We start from the raw sequence: 11,451 nt of genomic DNA, 5'->3' as shown, positions 1-11,451 counted from the left end.
ATTAGACGCATAGTTAACCCGCGAAAACCCCTATTCTTTATGACTTGGAAAAGCACCGAACACTAGGCTAACCCCGGCGTCGCGACAAAGCGGAGAGCCACCATGCCGATTGACCAAAGCCGAACCTTCAAACCGATCAATATCGCGTTGCTGACCGTGTCCGACACGCGGACGCGCAAGGAAGACACATCCGGGGACATCCTGGCCGAACGGATCGTCCAAAAGGGTCATATCCTGTTGTACCGAAACCTGTTGCGGGACGAAAAGGCGATCCTGGTGGCGCAGCTGCACCAGTGGATCGACGACGAACAGGTCGATGTCATCATCACCACCGGCGGCACCGGCCTGACCGGGCGCGACATAACCCCGGAGGCGCTGAACGCGGTCAAGGACAAGGACATTCCGGGATTCGGAGAGCTGTTTCGCTTTCTCAGCATCGAGAAAATCGGCACCTCGACCGTCCAGTCGCGGGCCTGCGCGGTAGTGGCACGCGGCACCTATATCTTTGCCCTGCCCGGCTCCAATGGCGCCGTGAAGGACGGATGGGACGGCATCCTGGACAGCCAGCTGGACAGCCGGCATCGCCCCTGCAATTTTGTCGAACTGATCCCGAGACTGCTTGAAAAATAGCGATTCAATCCATTTGTTCTTTTTATGTTCTCATAGTATGAGAAGCAAATGCAACCAAAGAACGAACCTTATCCCGACGTCCGGAAAGGCCGGGGCGCGCCTTCCAATGCGGTGCCGCAGCGGTTCAATCTGCAGGACCGGGAGATGGACGGGGACTGGCTGGACGAACGCGACCGGATCGGCGACAGCGCAGGCAAGCTGAAAACCGAGGTTACGGTCGAATTTCCCAAATCGATCATCAACTACAACAGCTCCCCCGACCTGCCCTTTGACCGCTCGATCAACGCCTATCGCGGATGCGAACATGGGTGCGTCTATTGCTACGCCCGTCCGACGCACGCCTATCATGACCTGTCGCCGGGGCTGGACTTCGAAAGCAGGCTTTTTGCCAAGCCGAATGCCGCCGAGCTGCTCCGCCAGACTTTTGCCAAGCCCAATTACAGGCCTGACCGCCTCGCCATCGGCACCAACACAGACCCATATCAGCCGATCGAGGATCGCTATCGGATCACCCGGCAGATCCTAGAGGTGATGCTGGAGACACTGCATCCGGTTGTCGTCACGACCAAATCAAACCGGGTGGTTCAGGACATTGATCTGCTGACTCAACTGGCCGAACGGCAGCTGACAGCAGTGGCCATTTCGATCACGACGCTCGACCCGCAGACCGCGCGGCGACTGGAGCCGAGGGCACCTGCCCCGGCCCGCCGGCTGGAAGCAGTCAGGACGCTGAGCGACGCGGGCATCCACGTCCATGTCAACATCGCGCCGGTGGTGCCGGCGATCACCGATCACGAGATTGAAGCCATCGTCGCCGCGGCGGCAGAAAGTGGTGCAAAATCGGTGTCGTTCATTCCGATGCGCCTGCCGCATGAAGTCGCGCCACTGTTCGAGCAGTGGCTGGAAACCCATTATCCCGAGCGCCATGCGAAAGTGATGAGCATCGTCCGGCAGATGCGCGGCGGCAAGCGCAATGATCCCTCATTTCACAGCCGGATGCGCGGGCAGGGTCCGTGGGCCGACCTGATCCGCACGCGACTGGCGATCGCTGCACGCAAGGCGGGCCTTGGCAGGGGCAAAGTGACGCTGAGAACGGACCTGTTCCAGAGGCCCCGCATCAACGGCAGTCAGCTTGAACTGTTCTAGGCGTCGACCAGGCTGCTCAGCTGATAGTCCTTATATTCATCGCGCAACGCCCGCTTCAGGATCTTGCCGGTTGCGGTGTGTGGCAGTTCATCGACAAATTTCACCTCGTCCGGCAACCACCATTTCGCCACCTTGTCGCCAAGATAGCTAATAACGTCCGCTTGCGACACCGTGCTGCCGGGTTTGCGTACCACAAGCAGCAGCGGCCGTTCGTCCCATTTCGGATGATAGACGCCGACCGCAGCAGCTTCGGCAACCCCTGGGCAGCCGACGGCGGCATTTTCCAGCTCGATCGAACTGATCCATTCGCCGCCGGACTTAATCACATCTTTGGCCCGGTCGGTGATCTGCATGGTTCCGTCCGGATGGAGGACGGCGACATCGCCGGTATCGAACCAATCATCGTCCTCGACCGCATTCTCGTCCGCGCGATAATAACGCTTGATGATCCACGGACCGCGTACTTCCAGGGTCCCGCTCGTCTTGCCATCGCGCGGCGCGATATTGCCATCCTCGTCGATCACGCGCAATTCCACGCCAAAGGGCGGCCGGCCCTGCTTGCAGATCACGTCCACCTGCTGGTCGAAGGTCAGGTCATCCCAGTTGGCCGGCAGCGCGCCGGTGGTGCCGATCGGGGACGTTTCGGTCATGCCCCAGGCGTGGGCAACGCGGATGTTGTTTTTCATCAGCCGCTCTATCATCGACCGCGGACAGGCGGAACCGCCGATCACGACGACCCCGAGCTTGCCATAATCGCCGCCATTGGCATCCATGTCGGCAAACATCGACAGCCAGACCGTCGGCACACCGGCGCTGTGCGTCACGCCTTCCTCGCGGATCAGCTTCCACAGGACCTGTGCGTCGTTGCTGGCGGAGAAAACCATCTTGGCTCCGACCGCCGCGCAGGCAAAGGGCAAGCCCCAGGCATTGGCGTGGAACATCGGCACGACCGGGAGCATCACCGAGCGGGTCGCCAGATCCATGACATCGGGCTGCACTTCGGTGATCGCGTGCAGGACATTGGACCGATGCTCGTAGAGCACGCCCTTGGGATTGCCGGTTGTCCCACTGGTGTAACAGAGGCCGCAGGGATCGTTTTCGTCGACTTCCACCCATTCAAAATTGCCATCTTCCGCATCAACCAGTTCCCGGAACGTCGGATAGGCGCCCTTTTCCCCGTCAAACTGGATATAATGTTCGACGGTCTTGAGCTGCGGCTTGATCATTTCGACAATCGGCGTGAACATCTTGTCGAACAGCAGCACACGATCTTCGGCGTGGTTGATGATATAGACGAGCTGTTCCTCGAAAAGGCGCGGATTGACCGTGTGCAGGATACCGCCGATGCCGGCCGAACCGTACCAGCTGATCAGATGGTGCGCGTGGTTCATCGCGATCGTCGCGATGCGATCCCCCTTTTTCATGCCGAGGCGCTGCATGGCCTGAGAGAATTTGCGCGATTCCAGACCTATTTCCGCCCAGTTGCTGCGCGCCACGCTGCCATCGGCCCAGTAGCTGACAATCTCGCGGGGGCCATGTTCCCGTGCCGCGTGATCGATCAAATTGGTAATCTTGAGCGAACTCGCTTGCATTGCACCGGCCATCATATCTCTCCAGACAGTTTGAATTTGGCCGGTTTCTGGTATGTTTAGCGCTAGCTGACAAGCCTTAATTTGGGTTTTGCCACCCGCATCGGCCGGGCAGGGCCCAGCCGTACGCCGGACAGGCCCTGAACACGGTCCAGCATCTCGACCGTTTCGGCGTCGAGACGGAAAGACCTTCCCAGGCAGACCTTGACCGGGTCGCCGTCCGGTCCGGCCATGGTGGCCACCAGTTCACTCTGGCCACCAACCAGCGGAGCGACGAGATTGGTCAGCTCGTGCAGCGCATCGATATCGTGAACCTCCAGCTCCATGCGCGTCCGGGTGGTTTTCTCCAGTCCGTCGAGCGGCTGAACCCTCCGGATCGCGACGCGGGGGCTTTCGTCGTCCGACCGCTGGTCGAGTTCGACATGGAGCAAGGCGCACCCTCCATGATCCGCGAGTTCCGCCAGAATCTTGCACTGTTCCTCTTCAAAGCAGCTGCCCGAAAACTGGCCGCTGCTGTCGGAAAGATCCGCGAGTGCAAACCGGTTTCCCCTGCGGCTGTCGCGCCAGCGGATCTTTTCGATCAACGCCGCCATTACCGCCGGCTTGCGAACGCCTTCGCCAATCGGGCCCTCGCTGCACAGCGCGGCATAGGTCAGCGCTCCTAGCGAAGCCGTTACCGCCTGGAACTGGGAAACGGGGTGGGCGGAGAAATAGAAACCGAACGCGTCGCGTTCATGAACCATGATTTCGCTGAGCGACCAGTTGCTGTTCGCCGGCAACCGGATCACCTGCATGTCGCCCCCGGCGCTGCCTTCTCCGAACAATCCCCCCTGCCCGCTTTCCCGGGCATCGGCGGCGCTGTTGGCGACCGACAGGATCATGTCGGCCCCGTCATGGATCGCCGCGCGATTGGGCTCGAGCTCGTCGAACGCGCCTGCCGAGGCCAGGCTTTCCAGCTGTCGCTTGTTCAGGCCATGCGGGTCGATGCGGTTGGCAATATCTTCGATCGACGAGAACGGGCCTTTCGCGGAACGCTCGGCCACGACCGCCTGCATCGCCTTTTCGCCGACGTTCTTCAGGCCAGCGAGCGCGTAACGGACGGCGAGCAGCGCGTCGGGCTGTTCCTCTACCGAGAAATTCGGCCGGCTCCGGTTGATCGCCGGACCCAGAACGGTGACACCGAGCCGCTTCATGTCATCGACAAAAATGCTGAGCTTGTCGGACTGGTGCATGTCGAAGCACATCGAGGCCGCGTAAAATTCGTGGGGATGATGGGCCTTCAGCCAGGCGGTCTGATAGGCAAGCAGCGCATAGGCGGCCGCGTGGCTCTTGTTGAAACCATAGCCGGCAAACTTGTCGATCAAGTCGAACAATTCGTTCGCCTGCGTGGCATTCAGTCCGTTTTCGGCAGCACCGGAGACGAACCGGCTGCGCTGCGCATCCATTTCCGCCTGGATTTTCTTGCCCATTGCTCGCCGCAGCAAATCAGCTTCGCCGAGCGAGTAGCCGGCGATGATCTGCGCTGCCTGCATGACCTGCTCCTGATAGACGAAAATCCCGTAGGTTTCCTTGAGGATGTCTTCGAGCAGCGGGTGCGGATAGGCGAGTTCGGCGCGGCCGTTCTTGCGATCGCCGAACAGCGGGATATTGTCCATCGGGCCCGGCCGGTAGAGGGACACGAGGGCGATAATGTCGCCGAAATTGGTCGGCTTGACCGCCGCCAGCGTGCGCCGCATGCCTTCGGATTCGAGCTGGAACACCCCGACCGTCTCGCCGCGCTGCAGCAATTGGAAGACTTTTTCATCCTCCCAGCTCAACGAGTCAAGATCGACCTTGATGCCGCGCTCGGCGAGCAGCTCCACAGCCTTCTTCAGCACCGACAAGGTTTTCAGGCCGAGAAAGTCGAATTTCACCAGACCGGCCTTTTCGACATATTTCATGTCGAACTGGGTTACCGGGAGGTCGGACCGCGGATCGCGGTACAGCGGCACCAGCTGGTCGAGCGGACGGTCACCGATGACGACGCCAGCCGCATGGGTCGAGCTGTGCCGCGGCAGGCCTTCCAGCTTCATCGCCAGATCGAACAATCGCTTTACATCCGCCTGCTTATATTCCTGCGCCAGTTCGGAAATGCCGTTGAGCGAGCGTTTCAGGTCCCAAGGATCGGTGGGATGATTCGGTATCATCTTGGTCAGGCGGTCGACCTGGCCATAGGGCATTTGCAGGACGCGCCCGACATCGCGCAATACCGCTCGCGATTTCAGTTTTCCGAAGGTGATGATCTGCGCCACCTGGCGGTCGCCGTATTTTTCCTGCACATAGCGGATCACCTCGCCACGGCGGGTTTCGCAGAAATCGATGTCGAAATCCGGCATCGACACGCGTTCGGGATTGAGAAACCGCTCGAACAGCAGACCGAGCTTGATCGGATCGAGATCGGTGATGGTCAGCGCCCAGGCGACCACCGAGCCGGCGCCCGAACCACGGCCCGGACCGACCGGAATATCTTGGTCCTTGGCCCATTTGATGAAGTCGGCAACGATCAGGAAATAGCCGGGAAACCCCATGCTGACGATGACGTCGAGCTCAAATCCGAGGCGGTCGAAATAGATTTTGCGCTCGTCGGGGTCGGCGATGGCAAGCAGCGCCAGTCGCTGTTCCAGACCGGCTGTCGCGTCGCGGCGCAACTGCTCGATTTCGCCGTCGAGATCGCCGGCCAGACTGGGCAGGATCGGACTTCTTTTGGGCGGAGAAAAGGCGCACCGCTGCGCCACCACCAAGGTGTTCTGCAAGGCTTCGGGGATATCGGAAAACAGCTCTTCCATGATCATGGCGCTTTTCATCCAGAGATGCCTGGACGGTTTTTCCCGGTCGTTATTCTCGACATAGGCAGACTGTGCGATACACTTCATCGCGTCGTGCGCTTCATGAAAATCGGGCTCGGAAAAACAGCTCGGATTGGTTGCCACCAGCGGAATATCCCGGTCCATGGCCAGGGCAATCAGGCCGGCTTCCGCCGCGACTTCGACCGGGTCCTCCCGCCGCGACAGCTCGATGTAGAGCCGACCCGGAAAATGCTGCTGCAGTTGCAACAGATAGGCCTCGGCTTCCGCCTGCTGTTGCTCCGCGACGAGGCGCGCCAGCGCACCCTCGCCGCCTCCGGTCAGCGCGATCAGGCCGGCGTTGTGGCTCGCCAGCATGGCCATCGGCACATGCGCCTCCAGCTCGCTCGGCCGGTCCAGATGGGAAGCCGAAACCAGCTTGCAGAGATTCTCATAGCCTTCGGCATCCTGCGCGTAGAGCGCGAGCCAATCGAGAACCGGTCGGGCGGAATCGGCGCCGCCCGGCCGCGCTATTCTCAGGAAGCAGCCTGTAATCGGTTGAACGCCCTGCGCCCGGCAGCCGTCATCAAACGCCATGGAAGCGAAAAGTCCGATCCGGTCGCATAGCGCAACCGCCGGAAAACCGCGTTCCCTTGCGGCCGCGCCGATCACCGCAGGCTCCATCGCGCCATCGAGGATCGTATAGGCGGAGAAGGTGCGGAGATGAACAAACGAATTTTGGGGCATGGAGTCAGACTAGCGGGGTAATGCCGCCTTGCCTATGCCGACGATAGCGCCCGCAGCAACTATCGACTGCTTGTCCACAGCATAATGGGAAAACGTTGCTATCGCATCGCAGCAGCGCGTCTATAAAAGACCCTCGATTTCGCTTTTCAGCTGTTCCGGTTTCACGGCGGGTCCGAAGCGGCCGACGACATTGCCGTCCCGATCAACCAGAAACTTTGTAAAATTCCATTTGATCCGCGAACCAAGAAGGCCCGACTTCTCGGTCTTCAGATATTTCCAGAGGGGATCGGCATCATTGCCGTTGACGTCGATCTTGGCCATCAGCGGAAAGCTGACATCATAGTTGAGCGAACAGAAATTCCGGATCTCGTCGGCATCGCCCGGTTCCTGATGACCGAACTGGTTGCAGGGAAAGGCGAGTATCTCGAGACCCTTGTCCTTATATTCCTGATGCAGCTTCTCCAGCCCCTCATATTGCGGCGTGAACCCGCATTTGGAGGCCGTATTTACGATCAGGAGGACCTTGCCCTCGTAGGCCGCAAGATCCCGAATGGATCCATCCGCCTGTTTTACCTGAAATTCAGTAACCTTCATATGCGCCCCGCATTGGTTATATGGTGATGTCTGGCCAGACTACAGTTTGATACTCGTGCCCGAAAAGTCAAAGTCAATCTCGTTCCGGGATGAAAACACTAGGATAACACTCCGTCGTGGAGTCGCACAACCCGGTCCATCTTTGCCGCCAGCCTTTCGTTATGGGTCGCAATCAGCGCCGCGCTTCCCTCCTGCCGCACCAGCCCCATGAATTCCGCCAGCACCAGATCCGCCGTTGCTTCGTCAAGATTGCCGGTCGGTTCGTCTGCCAGCACCAGCTTCGGCGCATTGGCCAGAGCGCGGGCGACGGCGACGCGCTGCTGCTCGCCCCCCGACAATTTGCTCGGCTTGTGATTCAGTCGCTCGCCCAGGCCCAGGCTGCGCAGAAGCGTTTCCGCCCTTTCTTCTGCGGCCGCTTGGGTCGCGCCCGAAATCAGCTGGGGCATGACGACATTTTCGAGCGCCGAAAAGTCCGGCAGCAGATGGTGAAACTGGTAGACAAAGCCCAGCAGATCACGCCGAATGCGCGTGTGACCACTGGCCGACAATTGGGCCGTTTCTTCGCCATCCAGCCGGATCGAGCCCTCGAAACCACCTTCCAGCAGGCCAACTGCCTGCAGCAGGGTGGACTTTCCAGATCCGGATGGCCCTAGCAGCGCGACGATCTCGTTCGCGCGAATGTCGAGATTGACGCCGCGCAGGACCTCGATCACGACGTCGCCCTGTACGAAGCTGCGTTTCACGTCGCGCAGTTCGACGGTTTTTGCGATCATCTGGTCACTCATAGCGCAATACCTGGACCGGATCGGTGCTCGCGGCCTTATAGGCGGGATACAGCGTCGCCAGGAAACTGAACAGCAGCGCCAGGCCGGCAATGCCAACCACCTCCATGGGATCGGTTCTGGCCGGCAGTTCGGTCAGGAAACGGATCGACGGATCCCAAAGGTTCTGGCCCGTTATGAGCTGGACGAAATTGATGACATTCTGGCGGAAATAAATGGCGATCAGGCCAAGGATGATCCCGGCGGCGATGCCGAGCATGCCGATAGCGGTTCCAACGGTCACGAAAATCCGGAGCAGCGAGGCGCGCGAAGCCCCCATCGTTCGCAAAATCGCGATGTCGCGGGTTTTCGCACGGACCAGCATGATCAGGGAGGACAATATGTTGAAAACCGCGACCAGAATGATGATCGACAGGATCACGAACATGACCACTCGCTCGACCTGCAGCGTTTCGAACAGCGAAGCGTTCATCGTCTGCCAATCCGTGATAATCCCCCTGTCTGCAATCTTGGGTATCAGCGGATCCACAATATTGCGGACATTGTCGGCATCGTTGGTCTTGATCTCGATCATCCCGATCTGGTCGCCCAGCAACAGCAAGGTCTGTGCGTCTTCCATCGGCATGATGACGAACGCCTTGTCATAGTCATAGACCCCGACTTCGAATATCGCGGCCACATCATAGGCAATTTCGCGTGGGACGGTCCCGAACGGCGTGGAACGGCCCTGCGGATTGATAATCGTGATTCGGCTACCCACCTGCGCGCCCAAAGTGGTCGCCAGTCGACTGCCTATGCCGACGCGGCCCGAGCCCGGTTCGAGGCGCGACAGGTCGCCGGCAACGGTCTTGCCATCGAGCGTTTCATTGTTGAGAATATCCGGCACCAGCATGCCCCGCACCAACACTGCCTCGACCCGACCATTGAACGTGGTCAGCAGTGGCTGTTCGATCAGCGGCGAAGCGGAGACAATCCCCTTCGTCTCGCGGGTTTCTTTGAGCAAATCCCGCCAATCCGGTATGCGCCCGCCATAGCCCTGGATTACGGCATGACCATTCAGCCCGACGATCTTGTCGAACAGTTCTGCCCGGAAGCCGTTCATGACGCTCATCACCACGATCAGCGCGGCAACGCCCAGCATGACGGCAACGAGGCTGATACTGGCGACGAGAAAGATGAATCCTTCCCCCTTGCCGGGCAACAGATAGCGTTTTGCGATGACCCATTCGTAACGGGATAGGAGCATGAGGTGCGACGTCTTCCTTGGAAAAGGTTTCCCTGCCTTTACGGTCGCCGGCCGGGGCAAGCAAGTGGCATGGTCGCTAATCTTCTGTTGCCGATATGACACAAGTGACGATCAATCTTTGGAGACTGCCAAATTTACCATGACAAATTTGTGTCATTCGACCACACATGGCGACAGAATCAATCGTCTCGAATAACGGGTCATGGTTCAGGGATCCTTTCCGGTTCCGCCAAATGTTGGGGGACAAGCGGCGTTGAATAGGAAGGGTAAACAGGGGACGAATTAGTTCGTCACCACTTTTCGCCCGGGTGTCTAGCGGCATCCGGGCGTTTTTTTTGGCATTTCTACAATAACGAACTGAATTATCAGAATTTTCTTTTCCTTGAAATTTGTAAAACTGATCATATCTCTAGCAGTGTGAAGCGCCAACAGGGTTTCACATCGACGAACCGGATGCCGCTTCTGCGGGTCCAGATTTACATTGCTCAGCTTAAGAGGATATAGATATGAATCGTTTTGACTTTACCCCCTACCGCCGTTCAACCGTGGGATTTGACCGGCTGTTTGATCTCCTTGAAAATAACGCACGCGCGCAGCAGTCCGAAAATTACCCGCCGTTCAACATTGAACGGAGCGGTGATGATCAATACCGGATCACCCTTGCCGTAGCGGGTTTCAAGGACGAGGAAATCGAAATTACCGCCCAGCAGAATTTGCTGCTCGTCGCCGGCAACAAGAAAGCCGAAGACAATGAAGGCAAGCAGTTCCTGCACATGGGCATCGCAAACCGCAGCTTCGAGCGACGCTTCGAGCTCGCCGATTTCGTCCGCGTCGAGAATGCAGCGCTGGCCGACGGCCTGCTGGTGATCGACCTGATCCGCGAAATTCCGGAAGCGATGCGACCGCAGACCATCGCCATCAACAAGGGCGACAATGTCACCAAGATTGCGGACAAGCGCGAGAAGAAAGAAGACAAGGCCGCCTGAACAGACAGCCTTTGATCCAAAACAGGGCAGCCGGGCAATCCGGCTGCCTTTTTTCTTAGCAATTGAATGAAATGGGGCAGCCGGATGAGGATCCGACTGCCCCTGACACCCGCATGGTGTCACTCTCGACGAAAATTAGCCCGGGTCGCAAAAGGCCAATCGTCGTCAAGAATCTGCTTCGGCAATGTGGGAAAGCATGGCGTGGTCCAGTATCCGGACCTTTCCGCTCTCCACCGCCACAATCTGGCTTTCCGACCAGGCTGACAGCTGCCGATTAATATGTTCGCGCGACATCCCGGCGAAGTTGCCGAGCTCGCTCTGGCTCAGGTCCAGCTTCAGGCGACCTTCTTCGGCCCCTACGACGGACAGTCTCAACAAATAACGAGCCAGACGCGGGCCCGACGTGTAGGCGCGATCACCCTCGATCATGCTGTTGGCCATGCGAATCCGCTTGGCCATGACCTTGAGCAGGCGCAGCGCCATATTCTTGTGCTTTTCCAGAATATCTTCAAATGCTTCGCGGGTAATGGACAAGGCGGATGTCGGTTCGATGGCGGTTACCGTTGCGGTCCGCTCACCGCCGTCGAGCAGCGCAATTTCCCCCAGCACCTGGCCGGATTCGGCATAGTCGAGGACGATCTCGTGACCGTTACTGGCGATCATGCTGGTACGCGCGATGCCTGACAACAATATCAGCAGCGAATTACCAGGATCACCCTGCATGATAAGCTCGTCCCCCTTATTATACCGGACAAAATGCCCGCGTAAAATCAAGTCGGCCAGTTCGGCTTCGTCACAATCCGCAAACAGGCTGTGCTCAGCCAGTATATCTGCCAGTTCCTCAGCCTTCACCCTGCCCGCTCCTCAACCCGGTCCGGATGTTTCCCTACATCCATCCTGCGGCATGCA

General features: G+C 58.9%; 9 protein-coding genes. 3 read left to right on the top strand and 6 right to left on the bottom strand.

Annotation, left to right across the window (positions count from 1 at the left end; translation table 11 throughout):
• The first annotated feature begins 102 nt into the window (after positions 1-102).
• Positions 103-630, top strand: coding sequence for a molybdenum cofactor biosynthesis protein B (gene moaB, locus V7650_RS03440; protein WP_335654835.1), 528 nt, complete (start codon positions 103-105; stop codon positions 628-630).
• Between the two features lie 48 nt (positions 631-678).
• Positions 679-1,776 (top strand): PA0069 family radical SAM protein, encoded by a 1,098-nt coding sequence (locus V7650_RS03435; RefSeq protein WP_335654834.1) that lies wholly within the window; start codon positions 679-681, stop codon positions 1,774-1,776.
• Here V7650_RS03435 and V7650_RS03430 read toward each other — a convergent pair.
• The 5 genes from V7650_RS03430 to V7650_RS03410 all read right to left on the bottom strand — a co-directional run bounded on the left by V7650_RS03430 (position 1,773) and on the right by V7650_RS03410 (position 9,556).
• Positions 1,773-3,380, bottom strand: coding sequence for a long-chain fatty acid--CoA ligase (locus V7650_RS03430; protein ID WP_335654947.1), 1,608 nt, complete (start codon positions 3,378-3,380; stop codon positions 1,773-1,775). The two genes, V7650_RS03435 and V7650_RS03430, sit on opposite strands and share 4 nt — an antisense overlap.
• A 50-nt stretch (positions 3,381-3,430) precedes the next feature.
• The gene (dnaE, locus tag V7650_RS03425) at positions 3,431-6,934 is read right to left on the bottom strand and encodes a DNA polymerase III subunit alpha (RefSeq protein WP_335654833.1); all 3,504 of its coding nucleotides are present in this window, start codon (positions 6,932-6,934) and stop codon (positions 3,431-3,433) included.
• A 120-nt stretch (positions 6,935-7,054) separates the two neighbouring features.
• On the bottom strand, positions 7,055-7,528 hold the full coding sequence (locus tag V7650_RS03420) for a glutathione peroxidase (protein ID WP_335654832.1): 474 nt from the start codon (positions 7,526-7,528) through the stop codon (positions 7,055-7,057).
• Positions 7,529-7,626: 98 nt separating this feature from the next.
• Positions 7,627-8,313 (bottom strand): ABC transporter ATP-binding protein, encoded by a 687-nt coding sequence (locus tag V7650_RS03415; protein WP_335654831.1) that lies wholly within the window; start codon positions 8,311-8,313, stop codon positions 7,627-7,629.
• The gene (locus tag V7650_RS03410) at positions 8,306-9,556 is read right to left on the bottom strand and encodes a lipoprotein-releasing ABC transporter permease subunit (protein ID WP_335654830.1); all 1,251 of its coding nucleotides are present in this window, start codon (positions 9,554-9,556) and stop codon (positions 8,306-8,308) included. Before V7650_RS03410 ends, V7650_RS03415 begins: the two co-directional genes overlap by 8 nt.
• 506 nt (positions 9,557-10,062) lie before the next feature.
• Here V7650_RS03410 and V7650_RS03405 point away from each other — a divergent pair.
• On the top strand, positions 10,063-10,542 hold the full coding sequence (locus V7650_RS03405) for an Hsp20 family protein (protein ID WP_335654829.1): 480 nt from the start codon (positions 10,063-10,065) through the stop codon (positions 10,540-10,542).
• Between the two features lie 165 nt (positions 10,543-10,707).
• Here the strand turns inward: V7650_RS03405 and V7650_RS03400 are convergent, their stop codons facing one another.
• Positions 10,708-11,394 carry a Crp/Fnr family transcriptional regulator gene (locus tag V7650_RS03400; RefSeq protein WP_335654828.1) on the bottom strand — a complete coding sequence of 229 codons (687 nt, stop codon included), beginning with the start codon at positions 11,392-11,394 and terminating at the stop codon, positions 10,708-10,710.
• Between the last annotated feature and the right edge of the window lie 57 nt (positions 11,395-11,451).

The organism is Parasphingorhabdus sp., from assembly GCF_036964565.1.
GTDB lineage: Bacteria > Pseudomonadota > Alphaproteobacteria > Sphingomonadales > Sphingomonadaceae > Parasphingorhabdus.
This window is presented reverse-complemented; position numbering and strand designations above follow the sequence as displayed.